The 14,326-nt window shown below is 66.1% G+C and carries 14 protein-coding genes; 6 read left to right on the top strand and 8 right to left on the bottom strand.

Annotation, left to right across the window (positions count from 1 at the left end):
* The first annotated feature begins 13 nt into the window (after nucleotides 1–13).
* From QX070_RS22345 to QX070_RS22325, 5 genes are all read left to right on the top strand, one after another.
* A complete protein-coding gene (locus QX070_RS22345; protein WP_315739255.1) occupies nucleotides 14–586 on the top strand; it encodes a flavin reductase family protein in 573 nt (190 codons plus the stop codon).
* Between the two features lie 28 nt (nucleotides 587–614).
* Nucleotides 615–1,574, top strand: coding sequence for a serine O-acetyltransferase EpsC (gene epsC, locus QX070_RS22340; protein WP_315739254.1), 960 nt, complete (start codon nucleotides 615–617; stop codon nucleotides 1,572–1,574).
* 254 nt (nucleotides 1,575–1,828) lie between these two features.
* On the top strand, nucleotides 1,829–2,056 hold the full coding sequence (locus QX070_RS22335; RefSeq protein ID WP_315739253.1) for a hypothetical protein: 228 nt from the start codon (nucleotides 1,829–1,831) through the stop codon (nucleotides 2,054–2,056).
* 57 nt (nucleotides 2,057–2,113) lie between these two features.
* Nucleotides 2,114–3,457 carry an LLM class flavin-dependent oxidoreductase gene (locus QX070_RS22330; protein ID WP_315739252.1) on the top strand — a complete coding sequence of 448 codons (1,344 nt, stop codon included), beginning with the start codon at nucleotides 2,114–2,116 and terminating at the stop codon, nucleotides 3,455–3,457.
* 76 nt (nucleotides 3,458–3,533) lie between these two features.
* Nucleotides 3,534–4,361: a MetQ/NlpA family ABC transporter substrate-binding protein gene (locus QX070_RS22325; protein WP_315739251.1), complete on the top strand. Its 828-nt coding sequence runs from the start codon at nucleotides 3,534–3,536 to the stop codon at nucleotides 4,359–4,361.
* Nucleotides 4,362–4,419: 58 nt separating this feature from the next.
* Here the strand turns inward: QX070_RS22325 and QX070_RS22320 are convergent, their stop codons facing one another.
* The 4 genes from QX070_RS22320 to QX070_RS22305 all read right to left on the bottom strand — a co-directional run bounded on the left by QX070_RS22320 (nucleotide 4,420) and on the right by QX070_RS22305 (nucleotide 8,602).
* Nucleotides 4,420–5,274 (bottom strand): NADPH-dependent oxidoreductase, encoded by an 855-nt coding sequence (locus QX070_RS22320; protein ID WP_315739249.1) that lies wholly within the window; start codon nucleotides 5,272–5,274, stop codon nucleotides 4,420–4,422.
* A gap of 135 nt (nucleotides 5,275–5,409) precedes the next feature.
* Nucleotides 5,410–6,639: an LLM class flavin-dependent oxidoreductase gene (locus QX070_RS22315; protein ID WP_315739248.1), complete on the bottom strand. Its 1,230-nt coding sequence runs from the start codon at nucleotides 6,637–6,639 to the stop codon at nucleotides 5,410–5,412.
* Nucleotides 6,636–7,010 (bottom strand): ferredoxin family protein, encoded by a 375-nt coding sequence (locus tag QX070_RS22310; RefSeq protein ID WP_315739247.1) that lies wholly within the window; start codon nucleotides 7,008–7,010, stop codon nucleotides 6,636–6,638. The genes QX070_RS22315 and QX070_RS22310 overlap by 4 nt, the downstream gene beginning before the upstream one ends.
* Entirely contained in the window at nucleotides 7,007–8,602 is a 1,596-nt protein-coding gene (locus QX070_RS22305) for an FAD-binding protein (RefSeq protein WP_315739246.1), read from the bottom strand. Before QX070_RS22305 ends, QX070_RS22310 begins: the two co-directional genes overlap by 4 nt.
* A gap of 448 nt (nucleotides 8,603–9,050) precedes the next feature.
* Here QX070_RS22305 and QX070_RS22300 point away from each other — a divergent pair, with 448 nt between their 5' ends.
* Nucleotides 9,051–10,475, top strand: coding sequence for an FAD/NAD(P)-binding protein (locus QX070_RS22300; protein ID WP_315739245.1), 1,425 nt, complete (start codon nucleotides 9,051–9,053; stop codon nucleotides 10,473–10,475).
* Here the strand turns inward: QX070_RS22300 and QX070_RS22295 are convergent.
* From QX070_RS22295 to QX070_RS22280, 4 genes are all read right to left on the bottom strand, one after another.
* Nucleotides 10,457–11,233 carry a MetQ/NlpA family ABC transporter substrate-binding protein gene (locus tag QX070_RS22295; protein WP_315739244.1) on the bottom strand — a complete coding sequence of 259 codons (777 nt, stop codon included), beginning with the start codon at nucleotides 11,231–11,233 and terminating at the stop codon, nucleotides 10,457–10,459. The two genes, QX070_RS22300 and QX070_RS22295, sit on opposite strands and share 19 nt — an antisense overlap.
* A 257-nt stretch (nucleotides 11,234–11,490) precedes the next feature.
* Nucleotides 11,491–12,273, bottom strand: coding sequence for a class II aldolase/adducin family protein (locus QX070_RS22290; protein ID WP_315739243.1), 783 nt, complete (start codon nucleotides 12,271–12,273; stop codon nucleotides 11,491–11,493).
* A gap of 184 nt (nucleotides 12,274–12,457) precedes the next feature.
* Nucleotides 12,458–13,123 (bottom strand): methionine ABC transporter permease, encoded by a 666-nt coding sequence (locus QX070_RS22285; RefSeq protein WP_315739241.1) that lies wholly within the window; start codon nucleotides 13,121–13,123, stop codon nucleotides 12,458–12,460.
* Entirely contained in the window at nucleotides 13,113–14,234 is a 1,122-nt protein-coding gene (locus QX070_RS22280) for a methionine ABC transporter ATP-binding protein (RefSeq protein WP_315739240.1), read from the bottom strand. The genes QX070_RS22285 and QX070_RS22280 overlap by 11 nt, the downstream gene beginning before the upstream one ends.
* Nucleotides 14,235–14,326 lie beyond the last annotated feature (92 nt).

Below are 14,326 nucleotides of genomic sequence, written 5' to 3'. Positions count from 1 at the left end.
AGGGAGGCGACGGATGAGCAAGCGTGACCTTCATCTCGTATCTGAGACCGCGTTCGATCCCCAGCACTTCCACTCGGCCCTGCGCCGTGTCGCGGCCGGCGTCAGCGTCGTGACCGCGGGCCGCGGCGAGGAGATCACCGGGGTGACGATCGCCTCGCTGATCTCGCTGTCATCAGAGCCGCCGCGGCTCATGATCAGTCTCGGCAGCCGGTCGTCAGCGTTCCCGCTGATCGCTCGCGACGGCTGGTTCGGCATCAACATCCTCAGCTCGGACCAGCTCGCGCTCGCTGATCGCTTCAGCACGCCGCATCTGTCGGGACAGCAGAAGTTCGAGGGCATCGACTGGTCGCGCGGCCCGGCCGGCGTCCCGCTGCTGCAGCACGCCCAGGCCGCGATCGCGTGCGAGGTCGACGAGATCATCGAGCGCTACGCGCATGCGATCATCGTCGGTCGCCCCGACAGCGTCGAGCTTGCGCCCAAATTGTCGAGCCTGCTGTATTGGAACGACCAGTATGTCGAGGTCGACCGCAATGCGGATCTCGACCTGCTCGCCGAGGTCAGCGTGCCCTTGACCCATGTCCGGTGATGACGCGCATGCGCACGGAGGAAACGGCATGAGCTCTCGCCCCACCACGGGATCGGGTCCGGACAACGCCACCTCTGCAGGCGAACGCTGGGGTCTCGACCGGCTCGTTGCGGAGCTGCGCGTGTCACGCGAGGAGACGCACAGCATCCGCAAGGACGGCGTCATCCACCGGCCGCCATCGCGCGACAAGCTGGCGCAGATCGTCTCCGCGCTCACCGAAGCGATGTTCCCGCGCCACTATGGCCAATACGATCTCGACGGCGAGAACATCGACTATTTCGTCGGCCACCGGCTCAGCATCGGGCTCGATCTGCTGTCGGATCAGATCCACCGCTCCGCTTTGTTCGTCGGCGATGAGCTGATCCCCGGCTTCCGCCAGCCCGAGGCTGTGGAGCTGACCCGCCGCTTCGCGGCTGGGCTGCCAACCCTGCGCGGTGTCCTGATCAGCGATCTGCGCGCCGCCTTCGTCGGTGACCCCGCCGCCAAGAGCTTCCCGGAGATCCTGATCGGCTATCCCGGGATGACGGCGATCATCCATCACCGGCTCGCCCATCTGCTCTATGGCCTCGACGCTCGCCTCGTGTCGCGGCTGATCGCCGAGATCGCCCATAACAGCACCGGCATCGACATTCATCCGGGCGCCCAGATCGGCTCCGGTTTCTTCATCGATCACGGCACCGGAGTGGTGATCGGCGAGACCGCCGTGATCGGCGACCACGTCCGGATCTACCAGGCCGTGACGCTCGGCGCGCGCCACTTCCCGACCGAGGAGGACGGCACGCTGATCAAGGGTGACGCCCGCCATCCGATCGTCGAGGACGACGTCGTCATCTATGCCGGCGCCACGATCCTCGGCCGCATCACGATCGGACGGGGCTCGACGATCGGCGGCAACGTCTGGCTGACCCACGACGTGCCCGCGAACAGCGTCGTGACCCAGGCCTCCCTGCGCAACAAGGTCGGTGGACCTGCGCTGCAGAAGTCATGATCGACTCATTTTGCGGTGACGGCGACAGTCGCCGCGACCGAGCACACGGTCGATCGACGATCCGCTGTGCAGGAAGGCAGCCGCTCGAAATGTCGCTCCCCCGTTCCTGATGAGGACGACGCATTCATGCTCGTGCCCCGATCAACAATGCAAATCCATTTCATCGACAGCATCGGGACAGGGCCACTAGATTTTGACCTCCCGCAGCCGGCGCCAGTCGCTCCGATGGCTGCAGCGTTTCAACGGAAGCTGCGATGTTCGACCCTCTCGCCGTGATCAGTCTTCAGCAGAATACGCCCGGGCTTGCCGGTACCGGTGAGCCGCCCGGCGGCATCCAGGACCATTCCGGCAAGCGCTGCCTGGAGGGCCACAAAGCAGGTCTCGACCTCCGCGCCGGCATCAACTGGCTGGCCGATCAAATCGCCCGGCGCCTGCGATCGGCTCACGACTTGAGCTACGCATCCGCCCGCGATCCGCACTAGCCGATATCGGTCGGTTGCCGATACACGCACATCAGCACGCCACAACACGAGCGCCCCATGAGCCAGCGTCGCCAACTGAACCTCAACCTCTTCATCTATCCCGGCGGCCATCACGAGGCGGCCTGGCGCTACAAGGGCTCGGCGACCAGCCGCGCGCTCGACATCACCTACTATCAGCAGCTGGCAAGGACGGCGGAGCACTCCAAGTTCGATGCGATCTTCTTCGCTGACGGTCCGGCGCTCGCCGACAACGTCCGCTACGCGCAACGCTTCCGCTTCGAGCCGATCACCTGGCTGTCGGCGATCGCCGCCGCGACCAGCCGCATCGGCCTGATCGGCACGGCTTCGACCACCTATCACGAGCCGTATAATCTGGCGCGCCTGTACGCCTCGCTCGATCATCTCAGCGGCGGCCGCGCCGGCTGGAACATCGTCACCACAAGCGCGCCACAGGCGGCGCAGAACTTCGGCCTGCCGGAGCATCCGCCGCATCATGAACGCTACGAGCGCGCCAAGGAATTCCTCGATGTCGTGACCGCGCTGTGGGACAGCTGGGAGGACGACGCGGTCGTCAACGATCCCGCCTCCGGCATCTTCGCCGACACCGACAAGGTCCATGCGCTGAACCATGTCGGCAAGTATTTTCGCGTGCGCGGTCCGCTCAACGTGCCGCGCTCGCCGCAGGGGCGGCCGGTCTACGTCCAGGCCGGCTCGTCCGAGGATGGCCGCGCCTTCGCCGCGCGCTTCGCGGAAGCCATCTTCACCGCGCACCAGACGCTTGGGAGCGCGCAGGAGTTCTATGCCGACATCAAGCGCCAGGCGCGCTCGCTCGATCGCAATCCGGATCACGTCAAGATCCTGCCCGGCATCAGCCCGTTCGTCGGCTCGACGCAGGCCGAAGCCGACCGCCTGCAGGAGGAATTCAACGACCTGATCCAGCCGGACTATTCGCTGGTGCAGCTGCGCCAGATGCTCGGTCTCGACCTCCAGGGCTTCGATCTCGACGGCCCGTTCCCGCGTCATCTGATCGAGACCGACGGCGCGCGCGGCGTCGCCAGCCGCTTCAAGCTCGTGGTCGACATCGTCGACCGCGAGAAGCCGACGATCCGGCAGCTGATCCAGCGCCTCGCCGGCGCACGCGGCCATTGGGTGATCGCCGGCACGCCGGAAAAGATCGCCGACAACATCCAGACCTGGTTCGAGAACGGCGCCGCCGACGGCTTCAACGTGATGCCGCCCTGGCTGCCCGGCGGCTTCGACCTGTTCGCCGAGCACGTCGTTCCGATCCTGCGCAAGCGCGGCCTGTTCCGCGAGGACTACACCGGCAAGACCCTGCGCGAGCATTACGGGCTCGACCGTCCGGACAGCGCCTTCAGTCACCAGGTCCAGGCGATTGCCTGAGATCCGTTCCCGAGCGGCGCGGACGCCTTGCAAGGCATCCGCGCCGCTCTTCGTTTGTCGAAGCTTTGGAAGTCCCATGCCTGCATTGACACGATCGCAAGTCCTCCGCCTGCTCGCCGCCTCGACGCTCTCCCTGTTCACCGTCACCAGCGCGTCGGCGCAGTCGGCCGAGAAGAAGGAGCTCAAGGTCGGCTTCGTGCCCGGCCCCTATATCGACGAGTTCAAGATCGGCGTTGCGCCCGAGCTTGCGAAGAAAGGCTATCAGATCCGCTATGTCGAGTTCTCGACCGGCCTCGAGGCCAACAATTCCGTGTTCAAGAGCGAGATCGACGCCAATGTCATGCAGCACACGGTGTTCCTGAACTCCTACAATGAGCGGCAGAAGACCGATCTCACCGGCATCGTGCACGTGCCGACGCCGCCGATGGGGATCTATTCCAAGAAGCACCCGCTCGGCACCAAGATCGGCGCCGGCGCCAAGATCGCGGTGCCGAACGATCCGGTCAACCTGCAGCGCGCGCTGTGGATCCTGCGCGATCTCGGCCTGATCGAGATCCGCGACTCCAAGCCGGTCGACGTCACCGAGCTCGACGTCATCAAGAATCCCGGCGGCATCAAGATCGTCCCGCTGGAGGCCGCGCAGGCGCCGCGCGCGCTCGACGACGTCGACTTCGCCGCCGTCCAGGGCAACTTCGCGATCTTCAGCGGCCTGAAGCTGACCAACGCCTTCGCGCTGGAAAAGATGACGACGCCCTACATCAACGTGGTCGCGGTCAAGCGCGACAACGCCGAGACCGCCTGGGCGAAGGACATCGTGGCGGGCTACAAGTCGCCAGGCTTCAAGGCCGCGATCCTCGCCGATCGCTTCTATGACGGCTTCACGCTGCCCGATTACATGAAGTGACCAACGGCGGCGGCCCGCGCTCGTCACGGGCCGCCGTTGATCTCGGTCGACGCCAGCTCTACTTCAATCCGAAGCCCAGCGCGCGCAGCGCCTCGGTCAGCTTGTCGCGGCCGTTGAGCGCCTTCGCCGAGCCCAGCCGGTTGAGCACCGTTTCACGCCAGCCGACTGGTGCCACGCCCTGGCTGGTCTGGAAGTCCCGCAGCGTCTCGTCATAGGCGGCGATGCCGTGGATCTCGTCCGTCGGCGCGTAGCGCTCGCGATGCAGGATCACGCTCTGGCGCAGCCGCGGCTTGACGTCCTCGCCGGCGGCCCGATCCGCATAGCCGACACACAGGCCGAACACGGCAAGCACGTTCGGCGGCAGGCCGAGCTCCTCGGCCACCGCCTGCGGGCGGTTGCGGATCGCGCCGATATAGACCGAGCCGAGCCCGAGCGCCTCCAGCGCCACCACGGCGTTCTGGGCTGCGAGCGCGGCATCGATGATCGCGACGAACAGCGTCTCCAGGAAATGGATGCCGTCGTCGGAGCGCCCTTCGCGCCGTGCCAGCCGTTCGGCCCGCGACAGGTCGGCAAGCCAGACCAGGAACAACGGCGCCTCGCGGATATGCTTCTGGTTGCCGGCGAACTCCGACAGCCGCTGCTTGCGCGCGGGATCCTCGACCGCGACGACGCTCCAGGTCTGCAGGTTAGAGGACGACGCGGCCGACTGCGCGGCGGCTACCAACGTCTCCACGGTGTGCGGCGGCACCGGATCAGGCCGATAGCTGCGGATCGAGCGATGCGCCAGCAACTGGCCGAGGATGTCCTCGGCGCCGGCGGCGACCGCAGGGATATGCGCGCCATAACGCTTGCGCAGCGCCGCCGTGACATCGTCTTCCGCCGCGCGCGATGTCCTCGTTTCAACAATCGTCATTCCAGTCCCTCACGTCATGCCGTGCGCTTTTCGCGCCGGCAGTCATCTCGTCCAGCTCGCACTTCGATCCGCAGCAAAGCCGACCTCGCGGACGACGGCAATCCCCATATCGCCCGCGTCGGTCGGCGCTCACGGCTACTCGGCGGCCTCCGCAGCAGCAGGATGAGCCACTGTCTCAATCACGGGTTTACGCAAGCCCGCCTGCTCCATCAGCGGCAGCACGCGGCGGCCGAAGAAGTCGAGGTCGGGCTTGAAATCGTACAACGACAGCTGCAGGCCATCGACGCCGGCCTTCTTGAGCTGGACGAACTGCTCGACCACCTGCTCGGGGGTGCCGATCACCTCGATGTTGCCGCCGATCGCCCGGCGCTTGGGCGCATCGACGCCGACACGGCCGCGCCAGGCATGAGCGTCGCTGTCGAGCCGGTTGAAGTCGCCGACCGGATCGGCATGGGCGACGATGGCATCGTGATAGGTCCAGGTCTCGCGCTCGGTCTCGCGGCAGATCACCATCGGATTGAGCAGCGTCCGCACCTCGCGGCCGAGATCGCGCGCCGCCTGCTTGACCCTCGCCGTATGCGCCGGCAGCGCAGGAATGGCGCTCTCGAAGCTCGAGCCTGTCGGGCTGGTGATGAAGACGATGTCGGAATAGCGCGCGGCAAAGGCGATGCCGGCGTCCGAGCCGGTGGCGTTGACCAGCACCGGCCGGCCGTAGCGCGGCTTCGGCGTCACGAAGGCGCCGTTGAGCTTCCAGGACGACTGGCCGGAGAATGAGTAGTTCTCAGTGTCGCCCCACAGCCGCTGCAGCACTTCAAGAAACTCGGCGGCGAGTTCGTAGCGGCGGTCGTGATCGATCCGGCTCCAGCCGAACGCCTCGTGCTCGGCGGCGCGATGGCCGGTCACGACATTGATGCCCCAGCGCCCGTTGGAGATGTGATCGAGCGTGGCGCCATATTTGGCGAGATGCAGCGGATGCAAGGGACCGTAGAGCACGTGGATGGTCGAGACCAGGATGATGCGCCGGGTCACGCTGGTCAGCGCCGCCGTGGTCATAAACGAGTCGAGCGCCTCGCCGGTGAAGACGCCGCCATAGCCGCCCTTGGGCAGCCATTGCGACAGCGCGAACACCAGATCGAAGCCGAGATTCTCCGCAGCCAGCACCAGGTCGCGGTTGTAGTCGAAATGCCAGGACGTCGTCCGCGGCAAGGTCGACGCGCTCCAGCCGCCGGCCTGGATCGGCAGGAACAGGCCGAGCAGCAGCGGCTGCTGCAGCGCCTGCGACAACGGGCTGTCCGGCCGGTCGGCCGGTCCCGGAAAGCCGTCGAGGCCGACAAGGGCTCCTGGCCGGTGGGTGATGATGGTCATGCCGTCCTCCTGTCGTCTGCGGCGGCTGCACGCACGGTTTCGCCGGCGCGGCGAAACACCGTTTCCATCAGCCATTGCTCGTTAGGAAACTGCCGGGCCCATTCGTCCCAGCCGGAATGCTTGCGATATTGACCGAGGCGTCCCGAGGCCACCGCCTCGCCCGGCGTGATCGTGACGCGGCGGTCGCAATCGGGCGCGACGTAGATCGCATCCGCGCGGCAATACAGCTCGCACATGAAGCAGGTCTGGCAATCCTCGACCCGCGCCAGCAGCGGCGGCCCCGACGACGCGCGGTCGAGCACGTTGGTCGGGCACGCCTCGACGCAGGCGCCACAGTCCGTGCAGCGATCGGCAACGATGAGCTCGATCATGACGCGGCTTCCAGGGCGATTGGAGCTGCCGGCACACGGCGCGTGTCGGCTGCGATGTCGACGCGATCGAGGCCGCGGCTCACCAGGCGCACTGCGAGGTCCGGATCGACGCCGGGATGATCGAGCCTGCGATGCATCCCCCTGCTTTCGGTCCGCTGTCGCGCGGTCGCGACCGACCAGCGCGCCGTTGCGACCAGCGCCGCCGTCTCGCGCGACCGCAGCGGATCGCCGCCCGCATGGTCGGCGATCTCGCGCCAGAGCCCGTCGAGCGACCGGAGCGACGCAGCCAGCGTCGATTCCTTGCGGAACAGGTTCTTGTCGAATGGATGCATCTCGGCGCGGACGCCGGCCCTGATCGCGTCGAGATCGCCCGCTCTGCTCCGCACCCTCGGCCGCAGGCCGGCCTGTCCGAGCGGAATCAAGGACGAGGCTTTCGACCCGATGCTGCGCGCCAGTCGCGCGGCGGCCTGCCCGGCACGGACGCCCGACGACAGCGCCCAGGCCGAATTGATGCTGCCGCCGCCGGAGATCGCACCGGCAACCTTCTCGCGCGAGGCGTTGTCGCCGGCGACGAACAGCCCCGGCACGGCAGTACGCCCGTCGAGATCGTCGACCCTGACGCCGCCGAGACCACGGATGGTACCGTCATTGTGCAGCGTGACCTCGAAGCGATCGCGCCAGGGATCGACGCCCCAGCGATCGAACACCAGCGGCACGTTCGGCGAGATCGTATGCAGGCGGGCCTTGATGTCGTCGGGCAGAAGATGGAGCGAGCAAAACACCGGTCCAGCAAGCATAGCCTTGGCCAACCCGACCGTCTGCTGCGGCCCGAACGGCGGATCGAGTTCGCGCCCGTCGGCGTCGTAATAAGTCGCGAACGCATAGGCCATGCTGCGCGTCATCGTCGAATGCGCCGGCGCGATCGTGTAGGCCGCGGTGAATTCCATCCCTGAGAGATCGGCGCCGGCTTCCGCCGCCAGCAGATAGCCATCGCCGGTATTGGTGCGCGATCCCAAGAGATGCGACAGGAAGCTGGTGCCGCCGGCAGCGAGCACAGTCGCACCTGCGGCGATCTGGTAAGGCCGCGCCCCATCCTGACGGCGAAGGCCTCGTGCACCGCCGATCGTGCCGTCACTGCGCGCCAGCAGTTCCAGCACTGGCGAATGGTCAAGGATCGTGACGCCATGATCACGCGCAAAGGCACGCAGCGCCCGCATGTATTCGGGACCGCGAACCGCGCGATAATTGGTCTGCCCGTCATCGTCGATGCCGAACGCGTAGTGGCTCGCGAGCGTTGGCAATGTCCGCCAAGTCTCCGCGATGATCCCATGCATCCATGCGGCTTCGCCGAGACCGAGACCCGCGATGACACGCTGGCTGACGGCCTGCTCGCGCGCCTGCGGCGGCACCCACCAGTGACCGGGGCCGGTCGCGGCCGTGACGCCGCTGGTGCCGCAATAGCCCTTGTCGACGAGGATCACCCGCGCACCGGCGCGCGCGGCCGAGACCGCAGCCCAGGCACCGGCCATGCCGCCGCCGATGACGAGCACGTCGGCGGTGAGCGATAGTGGATCTGGCCCTGAAGCAGTCACGGCGACACCGGATGTGTCATCCGCAAGGCGCGCGCCCTCGTTCGTTCTGCCGGCGTGGCCTGCGCAACCATGTTCCGAACTCCGCAGCCGTGCGCAAACGACGCACGCGCGCCGTCATGGTCATCCAGTGCGGCGTCGCTGGCAATTTCAGAGTTGCGCGATTTTCAAACGCTCTGTTCTCGCCGCGATCCATGATCGGAGAAGATTTCGGTCGAGTGTTCCAGGCTTCCATCGCCGCCCGGCGCGCCAGCCGGCTGCAAATAATATTTCTATCGCAGCGTCGCTCATGACGACACACCTGCGACAACAATCTGTATGTTCTTGGAACACCATCGATCGGAACGCGCCAACAAGTAGAATATTCGTCTTTCCGAATCCGGCCGATGTTTTACGTGCTAGACTACAAACGTAGCACATCGTCCGCGCGCGAGAGAAAAGGCATCTTTGCATGGGCCGTTTTCCAGAACGACACGTGATCATCGTCGGCGGCGGCGCATCCGGCGTCCTTCTGGCCTATCAGCTGCTGCAACGCCCGAAGTCCGATATCCGGGTCACCTTGATCGAGAAGCGTTCGGAGGTCGGTCGCGGGCTGGCCTATCACACCGGCAATGCTGATCACCTGCTCAACGTGCGCGCTGCCAACATGAGTGCGCTGCCCGATGATCCCGACCATTTCTGGCGCTGGCTGTCGGCGCACGAGCATGGCCTGCGGCTTTGTCCCGATCCGTTCTGCTTCGTGCCTCGCCGCCTTTATGGCGACTACATCGCCAGCCTGATCGCGCCGTTCCTGGAGACCGAGGACGGCGCCCGGCGTCTCAGCATTATCCGTGGCGAATGCACCGCGGTGAGCGAGGGCGCCCACACCGTCACCGTGAGCCTCGCCGACGGAACGCGACAAGTCGGCGACGTCGCGGTGTTCGCCACCGGCCATGACGCCGCCATCCCGCGCTCGGCCTGGCATGCCGATCCCTGGATCTCGCCGTCCGTTCCCGGCTTCAGCCAGGATTCGCCGGTGCTCATCCTCGGCGCTGGCCTGACCATGACGGACTACGTGCTGTCGCTGCTGCGCGAGGGCCATCGCGGCCCGATCCTCGCGATCTCGCGCCGCGGCCTGATGGCCAAGGGACATCGGCGTATCACTCCCTGCAAGATCAGCGAGGATGAGGTTCCGTTCGGTGCGCGCGGCAGCGTTCTGCTGCGCTGGTTCCGGCAGCGGATCGCCGCCCACATCGCCGAGGGTGGCGACTGGCGCGGCGTCATCGACGCCGTCAGGCCGTTCAGCCATCGGCTGTGGCAGGACTTGCCGCTGGCGTCCAAGCGCAGCTTCCTGGAGCATGCGCGGGCATGGTGGGATGTGCATCGGCACCGCATGGCGCCCGAGGTGGAGAAGCGCATCGCGCAGGCGATCGCGGACGGCCAGCTTCGGGTCGCCGCCGCCAAGCTCGTCAAGATCGACGGTGGGACGCAAGGCGCCCGCGCGCATTATCGCCGGCGTGGCCGCAGCGAGATCGAGACGCTCGAGGTCGGTGCCGTGATCGACTGCACGGGGATCGTCAGGGACCCCCGCGCCACCGCCAATCCTGCGGTCCGCAGCCTGTTCGATCAGGGGCTGGCGCGTTGCGATCCGCTGCGGATCGGCATCGAGGTCACGGCGGATTGCGCCATCGTCGGTGCCGATGGCACGCCGTCACAGCGCCTGTTCGCGATCGGCCCGCTGACTCGCGCCGCCTTCTGGGAGATCATCGCGATCCCGGACATCCGAAGCCAGTGCGCCGATCTGGCGGACCGGCTATTGCAGGCCCGCCCGATCGTCGGGTCGCCGCGCGATGCGCCGGCGTTGGCGGCGGTTGCCGATCACCAGGTCGCGATGTAGGTGCCCTTGAAGCGCGTCTCCAGGAACGCCTTGACCGGCTCGGAGTGGTAGGCCTCGATCAGCTGCTTGACCCAGGGCTTGTCCTTGTCCTCCTCGCGCACCGCGAGGATGTTGACCCAGGGCCCCTCGGCATTCTCGCGCGCGATCGCATCTTTGGCGGGATTGAGCCCGGCCTGGACGGCGTAGTTGTTGTTGATCGAGACGAGATCGACATCGGCCAGCGCGCGCGGCAGCTGCGCCGCGTCGAGCTCGACGAATTTCAGCTTCTTCGGATTGTCGGTGATGTCGACCACTGTCGAGGCGACATTGCTCGGATCCTTCAGCTTGATGACACCGTGCAGCGCAAGGATCATCAACCCGCGCGCGCCGTTCGACGGATCATTGGCGATCGCGACCTTGGCGCCTTCCGGAAGCTCGGCCAGCGTCTTGTATTTCTGCGAATACACGCCCTGCGGCGAGGCGATGGTGGTCGCGACCTTGACGATCTTCCATCCGGTCTTGGAGATCTGGTTCTTCAGATAGGGCTCGTGCTGGAACGAGTTCGCCTCGAGATCCTTCAACGCCAGCGCCTGGTTTGGAATCACGTAGTCGGTGAACTCGACGACCTTGATGTCGAGCCCGCGCTCGGCAGCGACCTTCTTCACGACGTCGATGATTTCGGCATGCGGCCCGGCGGTCACGCCGACGCGGATGGCTTCCGCTTGTGCGGGAAGGATCAACGACACAAGGGCGGCAATGGCAACAATGGGAAGGCGCATTCAAGTCTCCAACGAAACAACCTAGTTTCGTTGCTCACTAGCGCCGCAACAGCCGGGCCGCAATCGCAGGTGCGAACAAAGCAATGGACGCGCTCTCGCGGCTGATCATTGCGTGCAAATGTTCTTTCTTCTCAGCCATTCTGATCGATTCATTCTCTCAACCTGTAGCCCGGATGAGCGAAGCGACATCCGGGCTCACACGAGGCGTGGAGAAGAACCCGCATGTCGCTGGCGCTCATGCGGGCTACTGATGTTCTTCAGTTGAACAGATCCGGCTCCTGCGCCGTGATCCAGTCCCACAGCGGCTGGAAGCTGAAATAGCCACCCTTGTGGGTGCCGACCTGCCCCGCCGTCAGCTTGGCGATCTCGTGCGGGATCGGCTTGGTGGGACCGGCGGCCTCGGCCAACAATTGCGTGCGCGCGGCATTGTCCATCGCGATGTACCACCACGCTACAGCCTCGATGGTCGGGCCGACAGTCAGCAACCCGTGATTTTGCAGGATCGCGGCCTTCTTCGTCCCCAACGCCTGGGCGATTTTTCTGCCCTCATCGGCATCGAGCACGACGCCGGTGAACGGGTCGAACAGCACGTGATCCCCGTAGAAGGCGCAGGAATCCTGCGTCAGGGGATCGAGCAGTCGGCCGAGCGTGGACCACGCCTTGCCATAGGTCGAATGCGTATGCGCGGCGGCGATCACATGCGGATGCGCCGCATGGATCGCGGAGTGAATGACGAAGCCGGCCTGGTTGATCGGCCTGTCGCCGATCAGGATGTTGCCATCGTGATCGACGAGTTGCAGGTCGGACACCTTGATCTGGCTGAAATGCGCCGACAGCGGATTGATCCAGAACCGGTCGGGGAATTCCGGATCGCGCACGGTCACGTGGCCGGCCAGGCCCTGGTCGAAACCGTAGCGGGCAAACAGGCGGAAGGTCGCCGCAAGGCGCTGCTTGCGATGAAGCCGCTCCTCCGCGAACGTGGCGGCGGGCTGGCGCTCGACGAGCGCAAACTTCCTGGGTTTTTCGACGAGCGTATTCATGTCCGTTGACCTCTTGCCTCGAGCGCGCGCGTCCATCGCGCGGTCAACTCGTTAGGCTGATGGTAGAACGAACCGCGCGAGACGATCTTTTCAAAGATCGCGGTTCACCGGAAATGCCGGCGAGCCCTCGTTTCCCACGTCAACCGAAAACATCTCCGCCGCGCCGTCGCAGCGCAATCTCTGCTCAGCGCTGCCGCAGCCTCCGATTGAGCCGGCGCGCGAGATGATCACCGACGGTCTGCACCGTCTGCACCAGCGCGATCAGGACGACGACCACGGCCAGCATCATCTCCGGCATGAAGCGCTGATAGCCGTAGCGAATGCCGAGGTCGCCGAGACCGCCGCCGCCGACCGCGCCGACCATCGCGGAATAGCCGAGCAGGCTGACCACAGCGAGCGTCAGCGCCAGCACGAGGCCCGGCAGGGCTTCCGGGATCAGCACCTTGAACACGATCTGCAGCGGCGTCGCGCCGAACGAGGACGCGGTCTCGATCAGGCCGCCATCGACCTCGCGGATCGCCGCCTCGACCAGCCGCGCGATGAACGGCGTCGCCGCCACCGTCAGCGGCACGATCGCAGCCCCCGAGCCGATCGACGTGCCGGCGACGAGGCGCGTGAACGGGATGATGGCGACGACCAGGATGATGAAGGGCGTCGAGCGCGTGGCGTTGACGACGACGCCAAGGATCGCGTTGGCCGCGGGCGCTGCGAACAACTCCCCCGCGCGGCTCGTCGCAAGGAAGACGCCGAGCGGCAACCCGAGCGAGGTCGCGACCAACGCCGCGGTCGAGACCATGAACAGGCTCTCGCCGGTGGCCTGGATGATCAGGTTGATGAGCTCAGGAGACATAGCCGAGACGCTCCGCTGCGAAGCGATGCTGTGAGAGATAGGCCAGCGTCTGCCGTGCCGCCGCTTCCCCGCCGGGAATGCCGAGGATCAGCGAGCCGACATGCTGGCCGCCGATCTCGTCGATCCGCGCCGACAGCAGCGCGACGTCGATCGACAGCTCGCGTGCCAGCCGCGCCACCAGCGTGTCGCCGGCATCCGAGCCGCGCACCTGGACGCGGAGCACCGTCTGTCCGATCGGCACAAGCTCCTGCACGAGCCGGCTCGCCAGCGACACCGGCACGGCATCGCCGAGCACCTCGGCCAGGAAGGTCTGCGTGGTCGGATGCTTCGGATGGGTGAAGATGTCGGCGACATGGCCGCGCTCGACGACACGCCCATCATCGATCACGACGACTTCCTTGGCGAGCTGGCGGACCACGGACATCTCGTGGGTGATCAGGATGATGGTGACGCCGAGCTCGCGATTGATGTTGGCGAGCAGGTCGAGAATCGCCCGCGTCGTCTGCGGATCGAGCGCCGACGTCGCCTCATCGGACAGCAGCACGTTCGGCCGCGTCGCCAGCGCGCGCGCAATGCCGATGCGCTGCTTCTGACCGCCGGACAGCTCCGCCGGGTAGCGATCATGCTTGTCGGCGATGTCGACCAGCTCCAGCAGCTCGGCGACCCGCGTCCTGATGTCGGCCTTCGACCAGCCGGCGATCTCGAGCGGGAGTGCGATGTTGTCGGAGGCCGTGCGCGACGACAGCAGGTTGAAGTGCTGGAAGATCATGCCGATCGAACGCTGCGCCAGCCGGAGCGCCTGGCCGCGCAGAGCCGAGATGTCGCGTCCATCGACGACCACCCGTCCCGCCGTCGGCTTCTCCAGCCCGTTGATCAGCCTGACGAGGCTCGACTTGCCGGCGCCGGACCGTCCGATCACGCCGGTGATGGAGCCCCGCGCGATCGCGAAGTCAATATCCTTGAGCGCCTCGACATCCGGCTTGTCGCGATAGGCGGGATAGATCTTCGACAGTCCCTCGAAGCGAACCATCGGCTCGGCGACGAGAGACGAAGGGACGAGACAGGCCGGCACGACCGGCTCGGCGATCCCCAGGGTTGGGTGGGCATTCATGGACTGACCTTGGACTGACCTTGGCTTCAGATGCTGCAGCGCACTCGAATTGCGCTCACCATCGCCTGCGATCAGTCCAGAGGCAATTTCAG

Origin of the sequence: Bradyrhizobium sp. SZCCHNR1093, from assembly GCF_032381175.1 — a bacterium.
Lineage (GTDB): Bacteria > Pseudomonadota > Alphaproteobacteria > Rhizobiales > Xanthobacteraceae > Bradyrhizobium.
This window is presented reverse-complemented; position numbering and strand designations above follow the sequence as displayed.

Excerpts from the sequence above, each read along its gene's own strand:
- QX070_RS22325 (WP_315739251.1), top strand. The coding sequence starts at position 3,534 with ATGCCTGCATTGACACGATCGCAAGTCCTCCGCCTGCTCGCCGCCTCG.
- QX070_RS22285 (WP_315739241.1), bottom strand. The coding sequence starts at position 13,123 with ATGTCTCCTGAGCTCATCAACCTGATCATCCAGGCCACCGGCGAGAGC.
- QX070_RS22280 (WP_315739240.1), bottom strand. The coding sequence starts at position 14,234 with ATGAATGCCCACCCAACCCTGGGGATCGCCGAGCCGGTCGTGCCGGCC.
- QX070_RS22345 (WP_315739255.1), top strand. The coding sequence starts at position 14 with ATGAGCAAGCGTGACCTTCATCTCGTATCTGAGACCGCGTTCGATCCC.
- QX070_RS22290 (WP_315739243.1), bottom strand. The coding sequence starts at position 12,273 with ATGAATACGCTCGTCGAAAAACCCAGGAAGTTTGCGCTCGTCGAGCGC.
- QX070_RS22315 (WP_315739248.1), bottom strand. The coding sequence starts at position 6,639 with ATGACCATCATCACCCACCGGCCAGGAGCCCTTGTCGGCCTCGACGGC.
- epsC (WP_315739254.1), top strand. The coding sequence starts at position 615 with ATGAGCTCTCGCCCCACCACGGGATCGGGTCCGGACAACGCCACCTCT.
- QX070_RS22300 (WP_315739245.1), top strand. The coding sequence starts at position 9,051 with ATGGGCCGTTTTCCAGAACGACACGTGATCATCGTCGGCGGCGGCGCA.
- QX070_RS22320 (WP_315739249.1), bottom strand. The coding sequence starts at position 5,274 with ATGACGATTGTTGAAACGAGGACATCGCGCGCGGCGGAAGACGATGTC.
- QX070_RS22330 (WP_315739252.1), top strand. The coding sequence starts at position 2,114 with ATGAGCCAGCGTCGCCAACTGAACCTCAACCTCTTCATCTATCCCGGC.
- QX070_RS22310 (WP_315739247.1), bottom strand. The coding sequence starts at position 7,010 with ATGATCGAGCTCATCGTTGCCGATCGCTGCACGGACTGTGGCGCCTGC.
- QX070_RS22295 (WP_315739244.1), bottom strand. The coding sequence starts at position 11,233 with ATGCGCCTTCCCATTGTTGCCATTGCCGCCCTTGTGTCGTTGATCCTT.
- QX070_RS22335 (WP_315739253.1), top strand. The coding sequence starts at position 1,829 with ATGTTCGACCCTCTCGCCGTGATCAGTCTTCAGCAGAATACGCCCGGG.